Below are 22,737 nucleotides of genomic sequence, written 5' to 3'. Positions count from 1 at the left end.
TACAGACATTTTATAATGTTATTGGCCTTGCTAAATAGTCCCAACCATCTCTGGCATCGAGTAAACGATAATGGTTCTGTTCAAATTCACCTGGAAAAAAAATGAGTAACCGTCCTTTGAAATCTTTATCGCAGCTTTTTAAGATTTCAGAAAGGCGAGCAAATCCAAAAAGTGCAGAAACATCTTTCAATGCAATCAACGTATGATCATCCTGTTGAATGTTATTAAGTTCATTCTTTAAAAATTGAATAGTATACGGAATAAACTCCGCCTCCAATTGGTCAACTATATATTCAGGGCTGCTAAAATAATCTTCTTTGTATTCATGATTAGCCATCCAAGATGGAAAACAATATTTTAAAGAAATGCTTTTCCATTTTTTTCCAGCTTTAATGGCAGCTGTCTCAAAATCCCCTAATCGCAAATCAACTTTGCGTTGTTCAGCTGGATCATATACCAAAAACCAAATCCTTTCCTGCCCTGATAATGCCGTGGACCATGGTTCTTTTACAACCTTTTCATAAGCCTCAACCAATAGATCAATTCGTGTTGCCATTTATTCCGATTTTATTTAAAAGACTTGTAAAATTTATTGCTGTCACGCTTCCTGCATTTTGATATTGCATAAGATCTTTTCGAGAACATTCTACGGCAAATTCACGGAGTTTGCTTTCTGGCAAACACAATGCCTTTACTGTTATACTATTCCATATAAAATCTCCTCTAACGCCATTTAAGTAAGCCAACAAAAAAGCGAAGCAGGCTACTTTATAACTTACCTCTCTTTGAATTCTAAGGTTTTTGAACTTTCCGTGAATAAAACCAGCCTGTTTCCACGAACTAGCAATATTTTTAGCTGTCGATTTCCGTGTATTAGCTGAATATTGATTAGGATGATATTTTCCTATCACTTCTTCAAATAATTCAACAGTTACTTTTTCACCTAGATTAACGCTCTGTAAAACCTGTATACTTTCAGCCAATAAATCATCCTGATTAACCGCATAAACAAATGCAATCAATGGCCTCTCATTAGGTTCTGTTATTTTCCAAAAATATTTAAAAGCCAAAAATGATGGAAACTGAATATCAAAACTATAAAGACGTTTCAAATAGTTAGCAGTTTTCTCAACTCCAGAGTTAGACTTTTTCCCAGTAACATTATGTCCCAATGATTCCAAAAAATTATCCCCTTCAATTGAATAGGCCATAACTTTTTCTAACTCAGCATACATTATTGTTCTGCTAGTATGAATAGTTTTTACTTTTTTATTTATTTGTTCCATTTTCTTATAATAATCCCATAAAAGTTAACAGCTTCTCAAAGTTAAGCCCAAATAATATGTAGCAACAGAATTAAAAGATTAAAATAGTTATTCTAGAAACTCATTAAAAATATCGGCATTAGTATTTGTGCGTTTTTGACTTTCTATAAAACTATCTAAACTGGGCAAGGGTTTTCCTTCTTTTTTTGCTTTTAATCTCTCTTTTATAAAAGATGCACCCAACGAAGGCTGATTTACTTTATCTGATTTTTTAATTCTATTAATAGGATTTGTACCTAACTTTTCTTTTGCTTTAATTTTTTGAAATTTACTTCGATCATAGAAAAAAAATAACACCTGCCCAAGATTTGATGTCGTTTTTAGAAAATCAAACACTTTTCCTGTTTTTAATAATCTCAAACTACTCCAGTTAGTTCCATAAAAAGTAGAGACTACATATTTAGTCACAAAGTTTTCATTTGAAAGAATGAGTTGTATATCTTGATGTGATATGTTATAACAATTTGATTCATCAATTTCATTTAGAAATAAAAGCTTTGATTTAGGGGTAATCATGTATTCATATTCAACTTTAAAATTTTTATTTTTAAACTCATACTCATAGTTAATGCCAAATTGATTAGTCCATTTAACAACAACCGAATTATTTTTTTGAAGCTTAGTTAAATTACATACCTCTTTAATGTACCCAAACAAATTTGTATGCTTATCCAACTTTACTAATTCATTATTCAGATAGACAGGGGTAATTATTGCACTTCGATTTGAGTTAATGTTATTCTGATTATTATGCAAAAGCAGCTCATGACTTTTAAATTCCTGAATTATTGCCCATTTTTTTAAGGCAAGATCCCTCTTGTCTATTTGAGTGGAAGTCTTTTTTATTTCCTTTTTGTCATCATTAAAGCGAGAAATTTCTTCCATCTCTAGACTCTCATCTTCAATCACTTTGTTTGATTGAATCTCAACGACTTCGCCACTTTCTTTATTTCTTACCGAAACTACCTTATTAGAAGTTTCAGCACCAGATAAACTCCATTGAATATCCTTTGTAATTAATCCGTGAGTTTTCCATAAACATGCATTATCAAGAATTAAGGCTGGAGCATTATTTTCTTTTTTTCGGATTGCTCTACCAATCATTTGAAGATATAAGGGAAAAGACTTAGTAGGTCGAGCAAGCATTACAACTTCAATTGCGGGACAATCAAATCCTTCTGTAAAAATTTGATAATTGCTTAAAATTTGAATTTTACCTTTCTCGAATTTTTCTAAAATATTTTTCCTTTCATTTTCAGGGGTGTTTGAATCAATAGATTCAGCAGTGATTCCTTCACTTAGAAATCTTTCTACAATGTTTTTTGAGTGTTTTACACTAGCCGCAAATATTATGCATTTTGCATTATTGGCATGCTCTTTATATGCTCCAATCAACTCAGACATAATTGTATAATCACTCATGTGCTCTCCTAAAGCTTCTACTGCATAATCACCACTTATAGGATCAATTTTTACTGAATTGAAAGATCGGGTTCTTGTTGCCAAATGTCTAAATCCTGCTAGATAATTTTTTTGGATAAATTCTTTAATTGAATATGATACAATCAATTGATCAAAAATATCTTTAAAACCTGTTTTATCTGTTTTACAAGGGGTTGCTGTTACGCCTAAGTATTTAATGGATTGATTGCTACTATAATGTTTGAATATTTTTTTATAGGTCGAAGAGGTTGCATGATGTGCTTCATCAATAACTATTAACGCAACTTGTGCGGGATGAGGCCAATTAATTACATCTCTTCTAACAACGGTTTGAATACTAGCTACTTGTATTTGTTCACTTGTTGGTTTTTCTCCCGCCATTATAATACCCGAGTTCAAACCAAATTTCAGCAGTCTTTTATTGATCTGTTTTACTAAGTGTCGCCTATGAACGAGTATTAGTACTCTTTTAGTGCCACTTTTTTGATAGATTTTATTTCTGATAATTTCGCAAAACACTTCTGTTTTTCCAGTGCCGGTAGGCATTTGCAACATTATCTTATTAGTTACCTTAAAGGCATCTAATATATTATTAACAGCTTCAACTTGGTAATCATATAACTCGGGCATATTGTATTAAAGCGGTTTTAAGTGAGTACCACAGTTTCTACATGTACCGCCAGAATCCTTGGTTATATTATTATTACACTTTTGTCCATTACGGACATTTTTGCAACCAGAAAGTCCGCACTTGGGGCATTTATATAATGTACCCGCACATGTTGTTCCTGCTGCTTTACCGTGACAATTTGCCATTTTTTATAATTTTAATTTGAATAACCTCTTTTTATATTTTAAATTCTATTCCTTCCCCCTCAACACCCCCAACAACTTCACCATCGCCCAAGTATCCATTTTACAATATTCTAGCAAAGCTTTTCGAGTACGCTCAACATCATCTGGGTCTATCGTATTTTTCAATTCATAAAAAGCAGTACTCGCATCACCTCCATTACCAATGGTTAAATCATTATAACTCAACTCTGGCACCAATGCAGGCAATACGTACTTAATAGAATAAGAGTCTTCCATTTCAGGTAAGCGATAATCTTTTCTAAAGGGTTGCATTAAATCGAGTAGTCGCTCCAATATATTTTCAACCGCTGCTGTATGTTGTGGATGTTCGCGCATCAACTCTTTTAATCTGGTGGCTTCAAAGCTTTTGTTATACACCAATATAGAGCCTACTTCACCCAATACACTTAACAAACCATCTAAAAATTCTAAGCTACTGCTATGCGTTCCTTTGGCTAAATATTCATAGTGTGCTGGCTCTGCACCTGCTGCGCTTTCTACATGTACTGAATATTGAAAACAAACCTGTCGGTATGGCCAGTGTCCATCGTATTCAGGTACTGCTGCACTCCATGATTCAAAATCAATATGATAAATAGGATACTCAATTTGTTCAAGAAAGGCTTGTATGGCTGCTTGGTTAATATGGGGTTCACCATAATCGGGTTCGTCAGCTTCAATCCCCTTAAAACAAAAGCCCTGAAAATCGCATGGATAGGGCTTGTCACAATGATCTCCCACTTCTACTTGGGGCATTTCATTTTTATTTTGCAGCATTTCTTTCAAGCTCTCCCCCTGTGAATGAATAAAATCCTGTTCTAATAAAATATCCTCTAACACAGAAGATACCGCAAACAGTTCTTGTATATTCAAATCGCCTTTGCGGATGTATTGATTATTCAAATGGATAATACTAAAATCGGCCAGTTCCAATCCTGCATGGGTAATCACATAATATTGAAATGCGGCATCAGGTATATGTTGTGGTTTTACAGAAGTGGTACTCTTTACTTCATAAGCATACCACTGGTCATTTTGCTTTACCAAAATATCTACCGCACAAAACATCCCTTCGTATTGAAATGCCGCTTCATAAATCACTTCATGTCCATTGGCTATATACTTCGCCGTATCGGCTACTGATTGCTGATAAGAGAAACTATCTTTTGGCCGCGCGTCTACTCCCCCTGGAAACAATTGCTCTGCTAACTTTCCTACATCTGTTCCTTGTTGAAATACCGCTTGCTGTGCTTCATCCATTTCATCCCTTAACACTGGCTTGTATTTATGCAACCACAAGCGCTTGGGGCACTGGCAGCCATACATAAAGGTTGACTTAGATAAGATATGACGGGGTGGAAGGGGCATTTATTATTTATTATTTATTGTTTTTAATCATATTCCCGATATCGGCAAAATGATCATTATAGTTTTTAAAAGTATTTTTTTGCGAAAAGGGCCGTTTTTCAGCACTTTGCGCAAAATTTTTATTCTCTATCTATCATTTTGTTGGACTCAACGAAATGATACTTTTAGCTCCATTTTCTGACCATTTTGTTGACGTCAACGAAATGGTCAATGTTTATTTAATCACTCTTTTTAATTACGGCGAATTCGCCACAATTAAATTCTATTGCAAATCATACAATATTTTATCTGCAATCTGCTTCTGCGCTTTTGCTCCCATCTTCTTTAATTCCTCTGCACGACCTACCAAATTTCCTCTACCAGTACTCAACTGATTAAACGCTACGTTATAAGATTCTTGTGCTGCACCAATCTTCTTTCCCACATCTTCTAAATTACTGATGAAGCCCACAAACTTATCATACATCATCCCCGCTTTCTCGGCTATCTCAATCGCGTTTTGATTTTGTTGTTCTACTTTCCAGAGGTCTGCTATAATTTTTAACACAGCCAATAAATTGGTTGGGCTTACCAACATGATATGTTTATCATAAGCATACTTCCAAAGATTGATATCTTTTTTAACTGCTTCTAAAAAAGCAGGCTCAATGGGAACAAAGAGCAATACATAATCCAATGCCTTCGCATATTTGGGATAGTTCTTTCTGCTCAGTCCATCAATATGACTTTTAATAGATGCCAAGTGCATATTCAATGCCTTGGTTCTTTCTGTTTCGTCTTCGCTGTTTACATATTGTTCCCAATGCACCAACGAAACTTTAGAGTCTATAATAATGGTACGCTGATCTGGATAATACACCATTACATCGGGCTGTAAGCCTCGTCCTTCCTCATCTTTAATGATATTGCCGCCAGGGTCTTTAATAAATTCTTGGGTTACAAATTCGCGGCCCTTCACGAGTCCGCTGTGTTCCAGAATACTTTCTAACAGCATTTCTCCCCAATTGCCCTGCGTTTTATTATTGCCTTTTAATGCCGATGTTAAATTATTGGCTTCCTGACTTACTTGTTGGCTCATGGTGATGAGTCGATCTATCTCGGCTTTTAATACATGTCGGTCTTTGGCTTCCGCTATATATACATCGTCCACTTTTTTCTTGAATTCTCCCAGTTCTGTTTTAAGGGGATTAAGGAGCTCTCCAATTTTTTCCTCGCTCTTGGCACGCATTTGCTCGCTATTGTTGAGCATCACTTTATGCGCTATTTCTGCAAACTCTAATTTTAATTGGGTGCTTAATTTATCGCTGGCTTCTTTGGCTTGTACCAATGCCTGTTGGCTATTCTCTAACTGGGCTTCTGTTTTTGAAACCCTGGCCAACAACTGTTCTTTCTCTGTTTGCAATAGGGCACGAAAACTCAATTGCTCTTGCAACTGCATTTCTTTTTGCCTTAACTGTTCTTGCAATACAGTTAACTGCGAGCCAGTATTGGCTTTTGCGTAAAATAAGGTGGCTAAAATGGCTAACAATACCACTGCTCCCCCAATAATAAATACCATCGGCTCCATATTAATTGTTTTTACAAACAAATATAATTGTGGTGTCTGCAACCTATTTGCAGACTAGTTTATTATATGTACAAATTGGGGAGGGATCTTTATTTATACTGAGCAGCCATTTCTTGCACAGTAGCTTTGATTCGGTCTTTTAAAGTTTGGGGTTGAATTACTTTGACCTCTTTTCCATAAGAAAGTATGGTCATAATTAATTCAGTTGTAATATACACATGATATTCTATTTCTACAAAATCGGCATTCTGTTTTAACAACTTTTGAGAATGATGCAAGGGTTGATTCAAAACAAAAGGTGCTTGAAATGCTGTAAACTGCAAAACAACTTTCTCGGGCTTTGCTTCGTGTATCTGTGTGATACCAAAAGAGTACTTAAAAAATTCGTCGGGATCAAATCCATCCACTTTAATATACTCACTATCACTGTTGGCTATATCTTTAATTCTATCCAATGCAAACATCAATAGATTCTTGCCTCTATCCGAATAACCCACCACATACCAGCAGTTGCGATACTCTTTTAATAAATGCGCAGAGAACTGATGCAGCTTGGGTTCGCGGCCATATCCTTGGTAAGTAATAGCCAATGGCTGTTGGTGTATAATGCTTTGTAATAATTGCTCTAAGTAAGGGCTGTCTTGCGGCCGCACTGGTTCTTCTACTTGTAAAAACTGTCGTTGCGATACGCCAATGATTTTACTGATTCTATATCCTTCAATTACTTTATTAATAGCATTTTCAAACTGCTGAAAAATCTTGGTTCCCCTGATCTGTTGGAGCAATGCCGTAGAAAAATCTAGGGCCTCTCTTTCTGCTTCGGTCAGCGGGAATTCTTGTATCGAAAAGTTTGGATCTGTATAATAATAACCAGCCTTGGTTTTATGGTAAGCAATGGGCGCTCCATAAATATCTTTCATAGCGGCAAAATCCTTATTGATCATAGAGCTCGATATTGATTTATCTAATTGTTGCTCTATCTTTTTTTGGATAGCTTCTAAACTAGGGTAGGGGTGCATGGAATTGGTGAGGCATCCATCAATAATTCTGTAACGCAATAAAGCCGATTTGTTTTTTGGCATATCCCCCCATTTTACAATCATGAAAAAATTGGCTCAACCAATAGGTTGCAGACTGCTCATTTAGTTTTACATCGTCAATAGCCAGGTAAGGGTATTTCGGGGGGGATAACTTCCTGTGCTATTGGCACTATTTATAAAGTTACGTAATGTTTTGTTTCTTCCCATAAGTGTAATTTTGTCCCCTTGAAAAATCCATTAACCATAGGTTTAAATAGTAGTAACGAACCACAGTATATAGACCTGGCTCAAGTGCCGCTATTAATGGTTTCTTACTCTTTTCCCAATGAGTTGCAGCAGTATTTTTCGCAGATTACGCTGGCTAAGCCCGCAGGTTTTTCCGGTGGGATTACAACCGCCGAACAAGCAGGCAATTTCTTAATCGCCAACAGCCGCCACTTACCATCTAACCCCAATGGATGGTCCTATTTTTTAACCGACGAGCCCGAAAGCGGGACCCATACAACTCGTGCAAAATTGCACAATGCTGTTTTGCGAGAAATGCAGTTTCGCCAGCGAATCATGAAGCAAAAGCGCATCAGCGTTTTTGAAAAATACCATGCCCTTAATTTATGGAACACGGTCAAGCTTCCCTACCAATTCCTACTCATTGATGATATTTGGAATTTAGTGAAGGCCAAGCCCGCTTCTTTAAGCTTTCAACTCTTTCGCATTATTTTAAACGGACCCGCAGTGGGTATCCATACCATAATCGGAAGCAATATCTCTTACAGAAACCTCTTGCAACATTTGATAGAGCTCAATCCCGCCATCCGAAAAATGTTGCAAGAAAAATACGGCATACCCGAGCCCACACAAATCAGCTCCATCGCTCAAGAACTCATCCTCTCCCCAGACAACCTGGTTTTCTACAAAAAATCGAGCATGGCAGATTTGGAAAAACTATACCCACTAAGCCAACTTGATTAAAAGAAAAAATCTTTAATTTTACTTATAAGTGAAATGTTATGTCGACAATGAACTCCATTAATAAAGCCAGAAAATATAAAAGCCCATTAATAGATGAGCTTTTAAAGCAGGTAACTCCTTTAGAAATGGAGCAAGCAAAATTGAAAATGCAACTAGCCGCTAAAATTGAAGATCTAATAAAATCAAAGTCTTGGAGCAAGTCTGAGTTTGCTGAGAAAATTGGGAAACACCCATCTGAGATTACAAAATGGTTAAGTGGCACTCAAAACTTTACTATTGACACTTTAATAGAGATAGCCTTCATATTTAAAATTAAATTATCAGATCTAGTTATTTATTAAGCTTACAATTATTAATCACTAAGCCCGCTTCATAAATCCAATAGGCTGGGCTTTGTGTTTAGTCAATAAAGCACGCTCTTCTGCACATAATTGCTCTAACAACGATACTTGGTCTATATCTTGGCTCAATAGCTGCTCTACCAATAATTTTTTATTTATATTCATCAACTGTGCACCAGTTAATGGGTAGCGTTCATTGAGCAGCTTTAAGTAGCTCTGTGGTAAACTGGGAAAATGATGCTCCAGCAATTGCATCCGAACTTCTTTATCGGGGTTTTTAAATTCTACTTTGTATAAAAATCGTCTATTAAATGCATCGTCTAAACTGGCTGGTAAATTAGTAGTGGCAATAAAAATGCCTTCAAAATCTTCTAGGTATTGCAGCAGAATATTCTGCATAGCATTATTCATTTGATCAACACTGCTGTTCACATTAATACGTTTTCCAATCAAAGCATCTGCCTCATTGAATAGCAAAATGGGATGCAATGCAAAATGCCTTTTGGCTGCTTCATATTCTTTAAATATTCTTCGGATATTTTTCTCTGATTCTCCAACATACATATTTTTAATAGAAGCAGTATCTGACATCAATAAATGTCTTCCCGATTGCAATGCCATTTGTTTTACCAGAGCCGTTTTACCTGTCCCCGGTGCACCATGAAATAATAGAGTAAACCCCTTATTGGTTCCTTTAATTTTAGTACGAAGCTCTTGGTAACGATCTTCTTGTAATGCTTTCGTGAGCGTGCCTGTTTGTTTTGCAACAGACCCGTTAAAAAACAAAGGCTCCGCTTCAATCTTATCATTTTCAATCAAGGTAGAAACCCTAGTGTGAAAAGCTTTTTTCCTTATTAAATTTCCTTCATGAAAAAACTGATCATAGCAACGCCTACTAATTGATCCCAATTCACATTGCATAAACTGATTGGGCTCTATTTCAATTAAATCATATAATAATAATGCGCTAATGCCTGTTATTAAATAGTTCTGAAACTGATACGCTTCTTGTTTAGTTACAGCAGCTTTGTTAATTAAATCAGACAGACTAGACACATCAATATTATCCATTGCTTCGGCCACTAATAATAGTAGAAATATTTTTTCTGTAATAGATAAATTAAATTGCTTTAACCATTGTAGCTCCTTAAAATGTTTGTTCGTAATGAGCAATGATTCTACTTCTGCATGCATGGCATTTCCGCTAATGGTGTCATAAGTCTTTAAATCAATTTGCTTATTAATTGCATCCAAAAGTTCTATGAAACTCTTTACTGGCTTATTTTTAAGCGATTTTTTGCTGCCTTCCAAAAGACCTTTGATGGTTCTTGGATGTATTACCGCCGAAACAAATGCATCTATTTTTCCATTGGTATTTTTTGCTTTCTCTTGAAGTCGCCCCTTTTTAATCAAGGAATAAATGGCTTTATTAATGGCTGGCAATTGTGCTAAATCATCCCCAAAATGCTCTATCAATTTATCTAGAAAAATATTATCATCGTTTAGCGATTTGCATATATAATAGGTGAGCAAATAAACTTCCAGTTCATCAACGCCAAAAAAATCAGACAATAAAGCAACTTCGGATGAAAGGTTCAACAATTCAGCTGGTTGTATTGGCTGGTTCTTTGTTGTTTTAAAAACAGTCTGGCAAGATTGAAACAAAACGGTGGGATCAAATTTTTTTGCTGGCATAGATAAGCTTGAGATGCAAAATTGAACCAGTTGATTACCATCTATTGGCAAACTGTCTCCGCATCTGAAAAGGTCTTGTTAAAAAAGGCCATTAGAGTGATTTATTTCCACAATGCAAATAGGTTGCACAGCAGTTCGCTAAATTCACATTATGAGTTTAGAACTAGGTATCTACAAAGGCGATTCTTTAGACTATGTATTGGCGGATGGATATTTCAGAATGGGCAACGATATTTTCACCACCAATGAGGTATTTGTGGGCAACTATGGTAAAAGCGTTATTTATGATCCGGTCTTTTGGTTAAGAGTCAACCTAAAGAAAGCCAAAGAAACGGCTACCACTAAACGAATTCGTAAAAAATGTGCAGGCTTTTCCTTTATCATTCAAGAAGCAAATATTACTGAAGAAATAGAAGCGCTTTACGCCTTGTATTTAGCCAGCGTCAATTTTGATGGGTATCCATCCTGCGAAGCTTGTATACCAGCAATAAATACAGCAGCATCTGTTTTTGATACCTATATGATCAAGATTTTTGATCAAGACCAATTAATTTCGGTCGGTTTTTTTGATAAGGGCTTAAAATCACTGATGTCTGTCCTTCACTTTTATCATCCCGACTACAAACGATACAGTTTGGGTAAATTCTTAATGCTGATTACCAAGGATTTTGCCCAAGACGCCAAAATGGACTTTGTTTACCCAGGCTATTTTACCATTGACGGTACCAAAATGGACTATAAAATCTTCCCTCAAATAGAAGCCATAGAAGTCTTTTTATCCAAAGACAAAACTTGGGTTCCCTTAGAAAATTATTCCAAACTTCAATTAGAAGACTATTACTTTAAGCAAGTCCTAGGCATCGATTTCGACAATTTGGAGGAGGCTTTAAATTAGCTTTCGAAGAAAAAGCTGAATTCACCGCTCCAAATCACGCTTTTAGCCTTATTCTAAAATATTATCCCATATTTTCATCAAATATTATAAAATTTTCCATAAAATTCAATATTTTAAAAATTATTTCCCATATTAAGGAATAAGAATTGATTAATGGAAAATTATAACCCAGTTGTTTTATCCGAAATTCTCTTTGGATCGGCCCAATCCTCCGAATCTAAGCGAATTCAACAACTGATTCGCAAAGGTTTAGCCTATAAAATAGCGCCCCGTGTTTATACTACCAATCTAGTTGATAATACAGAAGCGATTGTTAAGAGAAACTGGTTCCGAATTTTATCGAACCTTTATCCTGATGCAGTTCTAAGCCATCGCTCAGCTTTAGAATGTAAGCCAACTGCCAGCGGCCATATTTTTGCTACCTATTCTTATACTAAAATAATTGAACTACCCGGCCTTACCATCCATTTGCTCAAAGGCAGGGGTCCCATTTTAGATGATATGCCTTTTTTTGAGCAGCTATACCGCTCTCAGGATGCACGCGCTTTTCTAGAAAACTGTATGCCCTCTCGCAAAGACGAGGAAGCAGCCAAAACATTAAGACCAGCCGAAATCATTCAAAAATTGGCTGAAATCAGTCAAATTCACTCCGATTCTGCATTAATTCGGATCAAAGAGCAAGCTAAAGTGTTGGCTCCCATGCTTGGATTAGAAAAAGAACTAGGCATTTTATCTGACCTGATTTATTCAGTTCAAGCGCAATCCAACAAAATTGAGACCAACAGTTCAAACAGTTTAACTGGTTATTTAGGTAAGCCATTCCATTTACCTACGATTAAATTATTAGAAGAATTATATGGGCATTTAGCAGGTAATATTTACCCCCGTCATCCTGAAAAAAATTTATCAACGGCCACTTTTCAACACTTCGCTTTTTTTGAAAGCTATTTTTCGCAGTTTATCGAAGGCAACGAATTCGAATTATCGGAAGCCCGCCATATAGTTGAAACTGCATCGCCCATAACTAGTCGTATTGAAGATGCAGAAGACCTTTTGCATACTTACCAAATTACTTCTAACAAAAAAGAAATCAATACCTGTCCTATTACTGCACAAGATTTTATTCAACTACTTCAAGCACGTCATGCATTTATTTTTGCTGGAAGAAAAAATAAAAATCCAGGCAATTTTAAAGAAAGAAATAACTTATCTGGTAATTCCGAATTAGTTCCTTGGCAATTGATTGAAGGAACGCTTATCAAAGGATTTGATTGGTACACTTTATTGCAAGATCCGTTTGCCAAAGCCATTTACGTATTATTTTTGATTACTGAAGTGAGCCCTTTTGCAGATGGCAATGGTGTATTGGGTCGCATGATGATGAATGCCGAGCTATCCTCTAAAAATCTAACTAAAATCATCATTCCTACCGTCTATTCTACTATGTACGAATTAACCATTAATAAAATCTCCCTACACAAAGACTTCGCCACATTTATAGAGTCTATGTTAACTGTATATGCGTTCAGTGCTACTGTGTTGGGAGATACCAAAAACGAAATGGAGCGTTACCTCCGTTCTGCTCATGCGTTTTATTTACCGAGTCAGGGTAAACTGCGCTATTGATACACGCGTACATAATCAATCCACATTTTTTGCGGAAAGATGCTGTCGTCTACCCCTTTTTGTCCACCCCAGTTTCCGCCTACTGCTATATTAATGAGTAAGTGAAAGCGTTGATCGAAGGGCCATTCGTCTACACTCTTATGTGAATTTTTAAATGAATTGTACTGTTGATTATCTACGTAAAAACGAATTTCTTCTGCATCCCATTCTATACTGTACACATGAAATGCGGTAGACAAATCCTTGAAATTCATTCCCTTGGTTTTTTGTGTTCCCTTCATGCCATTGTAGGCGTTGGTATGCACAGTGCCTAAAACAGAATCAGGCCAAAATCCTACATTTTCCATGATATCTATCTCGCCACTATGGGGCCATCCACCATATTTCCAATCGGTGGGCAACATCCATATAGCAGGCCACATGCCTCGTCCTGCGGGCAGTTTGGCTTTTACGTCTATACGTCCATATTTCCAATCGCCTTTGTTTTTGGTAACTAATCTAGCACTGGAATATTTTGCATCTGCTACATTTTCTTTATGTGCTTCTACAATCAACATGCCATTTTCTACTCGGGCATTATTGGTATTCTTGGCCGTATAATATTGCAATTCATTATTGCCCCATCCACAGTTTTGTGGACAGCCTCTGCCTACATCGTATCCCCACTTGGTACTATCGGGTAACCCTTTGCCATTGAATTCATCGGACCATACTAGTTTTTTAAATGGTTGCGAATTTGTTTGTGCAGAAAGAAACACCAGCAGCACCAGTAAGTAACTGCCGATGTTTTTGTTTGTTTGCTTCATAACTGTACTACTATTGATAAACCCTAATATAGTCAATTTCCATAGTGGCATTGCTAAAGCCGCTTTCTACTGCGCCTCCGAAAGTGCCGCCCATGGCTAGGTTCATGATTAAAAAGAAATTTTGATTAAAGGGTAAGCTTGAAGTATTTGCTACTGTATGAAATACAGTTCCATTCACTAAAAACTTGATAGATGTAGCATTCCATTCCATTGAGTATATCTGAAATTCGGTGGTTGCATTGGTGATATCCCTTGTGCCCCCATCTGCATTTCCGCCAAACCTTGCTGGGTGGTGTACGGTGCCATGTATTCGATTCAGCTGTGATCCCTTGTGCTCCATAATATCTATCTCGCCACAAGCTGGCCAACCCGCTGTAGTGATATTATTTCCCAACATCCAGATGGCTGGCCAGGTTCCAATACCTACAGGTAGTTTAGCCCTCACTTCAACTTTGCCATATTTGAAACTGAATTTATTTTGGGTCAATATTCTTGCACTTGTGTAGGCACTTCCACTGAAATTTTCTTTAATGGCCCTGATTTTTAATGTGCCGTTCGATACAAATGCATTCTCTAATCGATTGGTATAATGCTGTAATTCATTATTGCCCCATCCATTAGATCCTGTGCCTATATCATATCCCCATTTGGAGGGATCAGGCGCTCCGTTTGCATCAAACTCATCTGAAAATATCAACGACTGCGTTACGGAAACCGTTACGGTTGTTCGCTGCGATATGGTTTGTCCGGTGCTGCTCTTAGCGATCACATTTACCGAATAAGTGCCCGATGCTGGATACTTGTAAGTTACAATCCCCGTAGGAACTGTTTGAAACACCCCATTGCCAAAATCATAATCATAGGTACTTGCATTGGTTGCACTTGCCGTGAATGCCACATTGCCACTATTATCAGTGCTTACTACTGCATTGACCGTAAGATTGGTGGGCGTTACTACTGTAGTACCAGTGTCTTTCTTGCCGCAACTAAGCAGCAAGAAAGATCCGATAGTTATCACACTTAAAATATACTTCATCACCTATTTTACTTTTAATTTTTGGTACCAAGAGTTTCCATCTATACCAATATTTCTTAAGCTTAATTCTGTTGCAGAAATAGCCAATATTTCATAGCTGGTTCCACCTGTTCCAAAGTTGATGATTCCATTTCCTGGTACAGTAAACGCTATTCTTGTTGAATTAGCTGCAGTTGAACCCGTATTTGCATTCATAAAACTCAATCTGCGTGGTGCTGCTATATTCATAGAAAAACATGCATCGCCTCCACTAAATCCATAGAATCCACTGGCAGCGCCAATTGCAAAGGATTGTCCTTTGTTGTCAATCGTCATAGTGATATTGTTATTGGCGTCTCTGCTAAAGCTGATTTCATCATCGTATGCACATGCTTCTCTTGAATCGGGTGTTGCTGCATACCAAACCGGTGCAAATTCATTTGCCGGTCCTACTCCAAAATGGCCTACTGCCCCCTTATCGGTTACCCAGGTTTTAGAACCGGTACCTGTTAGTGCAGTTACAATATTGGTAGGAATTTCAAATGCAACAAATACAGTCACTTTTTTGCTGATGGTGCTAATGGCTCCGCCTGTTCCAATTGCATTTACTACAATGGTATACTCATTAGTACCTGGTGTAGTATATCTATAATTAATTGATCCGGTAGGCACTACTTGTGTTTTGCCATCGCCAAAATCAATATTATAAGTGAGTGCATTAGTAGCGGTTACATTAATGCTCACATTGCCAGTTCCGTTTCCATTCGGGTTACTTGCGTTTGCACCCGCTACTACTGTGTTGAGTGTGAGTCCGGTTGGCGTTTTAATGGCGCCAAAGCTATAGTCTGCTTTTTTGCAGCCCGAAAACAATAGCACTGCACCTACAAAAAACGCAGACAGGGTGGTTATATTTTTAAACATATTGCTCGTTTTATTCAATTAAAAAAGATTGATATCATCAAAATAGAAAGTGAAATTACTGCTGCCATCTCCTACAGTTCCCAATTCAAAAATCAAGACGATTTTATGGTAACTATTCGCGGTATTGATGGCACTGTAATCAAAGGTTAATTCTTCCCAACCATTGGCTACTGTTGTAGTTACTTCTTTTTCAAAGTTTAATGCACCATTGGTAGCATTCTCTACTTTCAACAATACTTTAGCACCCACTCTTGGAGAATATACTTTCATTTTAAACGTCTTCTTGCTAAAATCAATCGGACCTCCTAATTCAATAAATGAACCGCCCCATGGTTGACCTGCACTCTTAATCATTCTACCCACTCTATTGCTGGTATTGATTCCTGTTTTATGTGGATTATCAATCACCGTTGCTCCACCTCCATCAAAGTTGGTGAATGTGTAGGTTAATGCAGTGTTTTCAAAATTCAATGGTAAAGCAACACTTGCTACCACATTAGTGCTCAAGTATTGTACATCATCCCAATAAAATACTCTACCAGTTCCTGCATTTCCAAAATCAAAGAAAATAGAAGCCTTATCATAACGGTATGCTGCATTAATTGCTGCAGTTCCAGTTACTTGTTTAGCAAAATCGAATATCAAGGTTTCCCATGCATTAGCTACAGTTGTTAGTGCATCGGTTTCTACTGATTTAGTTGGATCGGCTGCGTCTTCAATTTTTAAACGAATTCTGATACCTGCTGCTGGAGAATACACCCTCACACTCATTTGTGACGTAGTGGTGGTAATAGGCAATGCTCTTGCAAAACCACTTGGTGTTCCAATGGTAGTACCAGCCCATGTTTCAGCTCCATTTGGCTTGGTGGTTTTCATTACTTTATTGGCAGCATTGGTTGGGTCATTCACCAACTCAGACGCATTGTTTCCAAAGTCTGTTACCGTGTAATTAGTTCCAGCTACATCAAATGTTACTGGCCAATCTATTTGATTGGTTGGCATAGTTGCTGCCAAACGAATATCATCAAATAAGAAAGTGAAATTAGGTGAGCCGTCTCCTACTGTGCCTAATTCAAATATCAACACAATATTGTTATAAACATTGGCAGTATTAATGCTACTGAAATCGAATCCAATTTCTTCCCATGCATTGGCAACTGTTGTGGTACGCTCTCTTTCAAAAGCAATTGAACCATTGGCTGCATTTTCTACTTTCAATAACACTTTTGCACCCACTCTTGGTGAATACACTTTCATTCGGAAAACCTTGTTTGTACTGAAGTCGATGGGTGCACTCAATGGCATCACCGATCCACCCCATGGCTGTCCTGCTCCCTTAATCATTCTACCCACTCTGTTACTGGTATTAATTCCTGTTTTGTGTGGGTTATCAATCACACTAGAATTACCGCCATCAAAATTGAAGAACTGATAATTTAAAGTAGGTGATTCAAAAGTTACTGGCAATAAAACTGGATCAACAATGGTAACGGTTTTAGTTACTTCTGTTTTTGCAGCTCCACCACTTAATGCTACCACTCTTACCGTGTAAGTTCCTGTTCTTGTATAAACTTTACTTACTGTTTGTCCTTCGTTAAAATTAGTAGGCACTTCATTAGGCACATCTCCAAAAAACACTTGGAAAAAAGTTTCGTAAGTAGCTTTTGCTCCAACGTTTACTTTAAAGTTATTGCTAGGATCTATATCTACTGTAGCTTCTAGATTTTCTGGTGCCCTAAATGTTACGGTTAATGGTTGTAATGCTTCTTTTGTTTTTCCTGAAACGTTATAAGCAACTAACCTTACATTATACGCCCCTTCTTTATAAATATGGGTAGTGCTTTTTCCTGCAGTAACTTTTGCAGGAGCAGCTGTTCCGTCTCCATAATATACATCATAAGAAATGGCACCTTCTCCGCTTGGCGTGATGGTTACTAAACCTGTATTGTCTTGCGTAATGGTGAACAAAGCGCCCAATTTATCTGGAACGCTGGCAGATTCTACAAAGGAAGTATCCGTAAACTCCTTCTTGGTACAGCCGGTGAAAAGCAATCCCACCAGTACTGCGCTGAATAAAAATTTTATTGATTTCATATCATTTTTTTTGTGGGTTGATTAATAGCCGCTGTTTTGAGGTAAGCCCGAAATTTCCACTTCTTGCTGAGGTATAGGAAATACTTCATGCTTGCCTACTCTAAATCCGGTGATTCTTGCTGCTGCTTGACCAGTTCTTACTAAGTCAAAGAATCGGTCTCCCTCCATCGCTAGTTCTAAACGGCGCTCATTCCAAATAGCATCTCTTAATGCTGTACCCGCTCCAGAAAAATTATTGCTGGTATTTCCAAATGCGCGCTCTCTTACTCTATTCAAATAAGTCAAAGCTTTTGCATCGTTAGGTGCAGCAGAACGGTTGAATGCTTCTGCAGCCATTAACAATACATCTGCATAACGAATGATGCGGAAATTATTGGTGTAGTTCAATTCAATTTGACCAGATGTTTCGCCCTTACGTGGCAAATACTTTTGATTGTATAATCCTGTATTCTTGTAAGGTGCTACTTGATAAGTGATATTAAAACTTGGATTAGCATTCTTATAGGCTTCAATATCTAAAACAGTTACTTCTTTTCTTTGATCACCTGCAGTATAAGCTGCTGCCAAATTAGTAGTCGGTAAATTGGTGCTCCAACCAGCCGCATATGGCATAGCTGCAGATCCGTTTAATCCCCTTACACCACACTGTTGTACGGCATAGTTTCCTTGGCCTCTAGTTGCTCCACCCCAGTTATAATAAGGCGAAGTATTGCTATACTGAATTTCGAATACAGACTCTGGTCCATTTTCGCCTGATGCTAAAAACATAGAACCAAAGTTGGATACCAATGAAAATGCATTAGAAGTAATTACTGATTCTAATGTAGTAGCTGCTTCGGTAAATTTATTTTGGTATAAATATACTTTACCCAATAAGGCTTGTGCAGCATATTTGGTGATTCTTCCTTTTTGAACTTGTACCGCTGGTAAAGCCGCTACTGCTGCCGTTAGGTCTGCTTCAATTTGCTTATAAACATCTGCTTTGGGTGCACGCTTCAAAGATTTTGAATCGGTTAATCCCAAACGTTTGTCTACAAATAATGGCACATCTCCAAAAAACTTTACTAGTGTAAAATAGTAGTACGCTCTTAAGAAATGTACTTCTCCGTACAAAGCTTCCTTACCTGCAAAATTTACCGTTGCGCCGGCTAGGTTCGTAGTCTTGTACTGTGTCATGTAATTAGCACGGTTAATACCTTCATAAGCACTTACCCATAACTCTTGTAATGTACTATTGATAGGCGTATGCGTGTAGTCGTCTATTTGCTGTAAGCTCAATACATCAGATGCATTTTCGCCACCCGCTACTGCATTATCGGATGCAATTTCCCCTACCACTACTGCTTGATTCAACCACTGTAAAGGTGTGTAAACACTTACTGCCATTGTTCTGTAATCAGATTCTGAACGCAGGTATTCTTTTTCAGTGATGATGAAATCTTCTTTTGGATCGTAGTCTACCCACTTTTTGCAGGAGACACTAAGCATGGAAACCATGGCCAAGCTTAGGATTGTATAGTTGAACTTTTTCATTGTTGTAATTTGTTTTCGTTAGAGTTTAATGTCTAATCCTACAGAGAAGGTTCTTGCTTGTGGATATGCTCCACGATCAATACCAGTATCTAAAATTCCACCTGCTATTTCAGGATCAAATCCAGAGTACTTGGTAAAAGTGAAAGCATTTCTTACTTGCACATATACCCTTAATTTGCTGAATGCTTTTTTAATAGTAGAGGAAGTGAATGTGTATCCTAATTGGATATTCTTGATTTTTACAAATGATCCATCTTCTACGTAGCGGTCACTCACACGAATATTGCTGTTTGCATCGGTAAATGAATAGCGTGGGAATCTTGCATCATTGGTAGAACCTTCACCAGTCCAACGTGCTAACACTTCTCTTGATTTATTAGAAAAGTTGGCATTACGCTCATAAGCTTTGTAAATATCATTGCCTATTGATGCATAAGTAAACATATTGAAGTCAAAATTCTTGTAGTCTAGGTTTAAATTCCAACCCATGGTAAACGTAGGGAATGGATCGCCAATTTTGGTGCGGTCATCTGCGTTAATTACGCCATCTCCATTGATGTCTGCAAATTGAATATCACCAGGTACTGCTCCAGGCTGTGATGGTGCTTTAGCAATATCTGCTGCATTCTGGAATAAACCCAATGTTTTGTATCCAAAGAAATAACCAGGTGTTGCTCCTTTTTCAAATACGGTAACATTTTGGCTTTGTCCATTAAAATAAAATCCACCTAAAATTCTAGCAGTTCCATCATCGTTGGTTGCAGTTACTTCATTCTTAGCTGTGGTAAATGTAATAGTAGATGAGAACTTCAAATTCTTTCCAAAAATATCATTGTACCCAATGCTTAAATCTAATCCACGTGTTCTGGTAGATCCAATATTTGCAGTTGGAATTGGTACAGTACCTAAATACATAGATGCAGATGGAGTAAACAATAATCCACTTACATTTTTCTGGAAATAATCTACAGTAATATTTAGTTTCTTATTTAAGAATGCCGCATCAAATCCAAAGTTGGCTTGCAATTGCTTTTCCCAACGCAATGCATTGTTTGCAGCAGATGCTACAGTTGAACCAGGATAAAATACATCACCAAATGTGTATCCATTACTATTAGCAGTAGGACCATAGCTAGGACCACCGGTAACAATCGAAACAAATTGAGGATTTACATTCTCATTTCCGATTGAACCATAGCTACCACGAATCTTTAAATAGTCAACCACTTTAGATTTAAAGAAAGATTCATTAGAAACAACCCATCCAGCAGACCCAGATAAGAAGTTAGCAAAACGATTCTCAGAACCAAATGCATAAGAGCCATCTCTTCTCAACGTTAAAGAAGCCAAATATTTATCTTGAAAATCATAGTTTACACGTCCAAAATAAGAGAGGTTTCTTCTAAAATATTGATAATAATATCCATTGATGGCATTGCTATTGGTAGCATTATTATTACCAGTAGCTGCAGTAAAATCTGCAAAATCCCATGAGTTAAAAGGAACATCTTGTCTACTTGCTCCTGCTGCATTTCCTGAAGTTTTTGCAACAGCCATACCTACTACAGTTTCAAACTGATGATCGTTTTTGATCTTGAAATTATAGTTTGCGTAGGTTTCCCAAGTCCAGTTAAAGTTGCTGGTCTTTTCATGAGATACGGTATTGAATCTGCCTGCAACGGTTGATCCGTCTGCATTCATAGAGTTATCTACGTTTTGTGGACCGTAAAACACCAATGGATTAAAGCCTTTTGCATTGCCATCGTATTTAGTATAACCAAAACGAGTAGTCAACTTAAGGTCTTTCATTACATCGTACTGTAATTCAAACTTTCCGTAAAGTTTTGTACCAGTGTTTTTATTATAGGTATTTTCTAGTTTAGTAAGGGGATTATAAATCTCCGATAACAACAAGTTACTAAACCCATATTGACCCACTGTATTTGGCACTGTATTTAACACCGGAACAGTTGGATCAAAATTGATAGCGCTACCAATGATAGAGTTGAAAGAATTTTCCTGAACACCTCTACCAGATAATGTTACCGCGGTAGTGTTGATCAATAATTTTACTTTAGAACTTAAATCGAAGTTTAAGTTAGCAGTGAAGTTGCCACGAGTAAAGCGGCTCTTTCCATCTCCTCCTACAATTCCACCTTGGTCTACAAAACCTCCACTTAAAAAATAAGTCATTTTATCGCTTCCGCCTCTTGCAGCAACTGAATGCGTTTGAAAAGAAGCATCTCTAAATACTTGATTTTGCCAGTTGGTTCCAACACCCAACTTACTTAAATCTGAAAACACAACCGGTCCACCTGCTACAGTACTTCCTTCATTAATGATAGCCGCATATTCTGAAGCATTCAACACACCAATCGTATTAATTACATTTTGTACGCCATAGTTTCCATTGATGGTGATATCTGTTTTTTGGTTTTTGCGTCCAGATTTAGTGGTTACCACAATTACCCCATTACCCCCTTTAACACCATAAATAGCAGTTGCCGCTGCATCTTTTAATACGTTGATCGACTCAATATCGGCCGCATTAATGGCATTAAAGTCAGTTAAAGTTTGCGGAACCCCATCTATAATGACCATTGGGTCTGTACCAGAGAATGAAGGAATACCTCTTACCAACACAGTTGGCTTAGACCCCGGTGTACCACTTTGAATCACATTTACCCCTGAAGCTCTACCTTGTAGGGCTTCTTCTGTTCTTACGGGCTTTAATTTTTCGATGTCTTCACTTTTCACTGTAGAAATGGCACCCGAAACCTTTGTGATTTTTCTGGTACCATAACCAATTACGATTACATCATTAAGGGTACTGGCTGTACTCAACTCCATCGCAATGCCCAATGTAATCGGACCATTAATGGTGTTTTTTACTGTTTCGAACCCTTCAAATGAAACAACCACCACTGCGCCTTTGGCAACATTGATGGTAAACTGACCTTGTGCATTGGTTTGGGTAGCATTTTGTGTACCCTGAACAACTACCGAGGCGCCGGCCAGCGCTTCGCCAGTACTTTTATTAGTTACTTTACCGCTAACAGCTATTTGCTGCGCAGCTACCTGCTGTAGAAAACCACCCATAATAAATAGGAGGCATAGCAGTAGAAATCTTAATCTCATAATGCAAGCTTTTTGGTGAATGAAATGCAGTCGTTTTAACAACCTAAAAATATTTCATGCTACTTCACTGAAAGAATAACTTGCCCCTACATTACTACATCATGAT

At 37.3% G+C, this 22,737-nt stretch carries 17 protein-coding genes; 4 read left to right on the top strand and 13 right to left on the bottom strand.

The annotated features are described in order from the left end of the window. Window positions 1-10 precede the first annotated feature (10 nt). The 6 genes from ACTIEI_RS03385 to ACTIEI_RS03360 all read right to left on the bottom strand — a co-directional run bounded on the left by ACTIEI_RS03385 (window position 11) and on the right by ACTIEI_RS03360 (window position 7,640). Entirely contained in the window at window positions 11-556 is a 546-nt protein-coding gene (locus ACTIEI_RS03385; RefSeq protein WP_439504870.1) for a BREX protein BrxB domain-containing protein, read from the bottom strand. After that, window positions 540-1,286 (bottom strand): hypothetical protein, encoded by a 747-nt coding sequence (locus ACTIEI_RS03380; RefSeq protein ID WP_439504869.1) that lies wholly within the window; start codon window positions 1,284-1,286, stop codon window positions 540-542. The genes ACTIEI_RS03385 and ACTIEI_RS03380 overlap by 17 nt, the downstream gene beginning before the upstream one ends. Window positions 1,287-1,373: 87 nt before the next feature. Beyond that, window positions 1,374-3,398: a DEAD/DEAH box helicase gene (locus tag ACTIEI_RS03375; protein WP_439504868.1), complete on the bottom strand. Its 2,025-nt coding sequence runs from the start codon at window positions 3,396-3,398 to the stop codon at window positions 1,374-1,376. A 231-nt stretch (window positions 3,399-3,629) separates the two neighbouring features. Beyond that, a complete protein-coding gene (locus ACTIEI_RS03370) occupies window positions 3,630-4,949 on the bottom strand; it encodes a DUF2779 domain-containing protein (RefSeq protein ID WP_439504867.1) in 1,320 nt (439 codons plus the stop codon). Between the two features lie 304 nt (window positions 4,950-5,253). Continuing rightward, window positions 5,254-6,558: a DNA recombination protein RmuC gene (rmuC, locus tag ACTIEI_RS03365; protein ID WP_439504866.1), complete on the bottom strand. Its 1,305-nt coding sequence runs from the start codon at window positions 6,556-6,558 to the stop codon at window positions 5,254-5,256. A gap of 89 nt (window positions 6,559-6,647) precedes the next feature. After that, a complete protein-coding gene (locus tag ACTIEI_RS03360; protein WP_439504865.1) occupies window positions 6,648-7,640 on the bottom strand; it encodes a helix-turn-helix transcriptional regulator in 993 nt (330 codons plus the stop codon). Between the two features lie 183 nt (window positions 7,641-7,823). Here ACTIEI_RS03360 and ACTIEI_RS03355 point away from each other — a divergent pair, with 183 nt between their 5' ends. After that, window positions 7,824-8,567: a hypothetical protein gene (locus ACTIEI_RS03355; RefSeq protein ID WP_439504864.1), complete on the top strand. Its 744-nt coding sequence runs from the start codon at window positions 7,824-7,826 to the stop codon at window positions 8,565-8,567. Between the two features lie 47 nt (window positions 8,568-8,614). After that, complete coding sequence (locus tag ACTIEI_RS03350; protein WP_439504863.1) at window positions 8,615-8,908, top strand: helix-turn-helix domain-containing protein; 294 nt, start codon at window positions 8,615-8,617, stop codon at window positions 8,906-8,908. A gap of 18 nt (window positions 8,909-8,926) precedes the next feature. Here ACTIEI_RS03350 and ACTIEI_RS03345 read toward each other — a convergent pair whose 3' ends face one another. After that, complete coding sequence (locus ACTIEI_RS03345) at window positions 8,927-10,603, bottom strand: ATP-binding protein (protein WP_439504862.1); 1,677 nt, start codon at window positions 10,601-10,603, stop codon at window positions 8,927-8,929. A gap of 151 nt (window positions 10,604-10,754) precedes the next feature. Here ACTIEI_RS03345 and ACTIEI_RS03340 point away from each other — a divergent pair, with 151 nt between their 5' ends. Both ACTIEI_RS03340 and ACTIEI_RS03335 read left to right on the top strand, forming a co-directional pair. Continuing rightward, on the top strand, window positions 10,755-11,498 hold the full coding sequence (locus tag ACTIEI_RS03340) for a hypothetical protein (protein WP_439504861.1): 744 nt from the start codon (window positions 10,755-10,757) through the stop codon (window positions 11,496-11,498). Between the two features lie 153 nt (window positions 11,499-11,651). Further along, on the top strand, window positions 11,652-13,124 hold the full coding sequence (locus tag ACTIEI_RS03335; RefSeq protein WP_439504860.1) for a Fic family protein: 1,473 nt from the start codon (window positions 11,652-11,654) through the stop codon (window positions 13,122-13,124). Here the strand turns inward: ACTIEI_RS03335 and ACTIEI_RS03330 are convergent. The 6 genes from ACTIEI_RS03330 to ACTIEI_RS03305 are packed head-to-tail and all read right to left on the bottom strand — an operon-like array spanning window position 13,118 to window position 22,631. After that, window positions 13,118-13,930 carry a glycoside hydrolase family 16 protein gene (locus tag ACTIEI_RS03330; RefSeq protein ID WP_439504859.1) on the bottom strand — a complete coding sequence of 271 codons (813 nt, stop codon included), beginning with the start codon at window positions 13,928-13,930 and terminating at the stop codon, window positions 13,118-13,120. The genes ACTIEI_RS03335 and ACTIEI_RS03330 overlap by 7 nt on opposite strands. 10 nt (window positions 13,931-13,940) lie before the next feature. Continuing rightward, on the bottom strand, window positions 13,941-14,966 hold the full coding sequence (locus tag ACTIEI_RS03325; RefSeq protein WP_439504858.1) for a family 16 glycosylhydrolase: 1,026 nt from the start codon (window positions 14,964-14,966) through the stop codon (window positions 13,941-13,943). A gap of 3 nt (window positions 14,967-14,969) precedes the next feature. After that, window positions 14,970-15,866, bottom strand: coding sequence for a PKD domain-containing protein (locus ACTIEI_RS03320; RefSeq protein WP_439504857.1), 897 nt, complete (start codon window positions 15,864-15,866; stop codon window positions 14,970-14,972). An 18-nt stretch (window positions 15,867-15,884) separates the two neighbouring features. Then, the gene (locus ACTIEI_RS03315) at window positions 15,885-17,960 is read right to left on the bottom strand and encodes a hypothetical protein (protein ID WP_439504856.1); all 2,076 of its coding nucleotides are present in this window, start codon (window positions 17,958-17,960) and stop codon (window positions 15,885-15,887) included. 21 nt (window positions 17,961-17,981) lie between these two features. Further along, complete coding sequence (locus tag ACTIEI_RS03310; protein ID WP_439504855.1) at window positions 17,982-19,493, bottom strand: RagB/SusD family nutrient uptake outer membrane protein; 1,512 nt, start codon at window positions 19,491-19,493, stop codon at window positions 17,982-17,984. Between the two features lie 18 nt (window positions 19,494-19,511). Further along, window positions 19,512-22,631, bottom strand: coding sequence for a SusC/RagA family TonB-linked outer membrane protein (locus tag ACTIEI_RS03305; RefSeq protein WP_439504854.1), 3,120 nt, complete (start codon window positions 22,629-22,631; stop codon window positions 19,512-19,514). Window positions 22,632-22,737: the final 106 nt, after the last annotated feature.

It is taken from the genome of Sediminibacterium sp., from assembly GCF_051860225.1.
GTDB lineage: Bacteria > Bacteroidota > Bacteroidia > Chitinophagales > Chitinophagaceae > Sediminibacterium.
The sequence above is the reverse complement of the archived record's forward strand: the minus strand, read 5'-3'. Positions and strand labels throughout refer to the sequence as shown.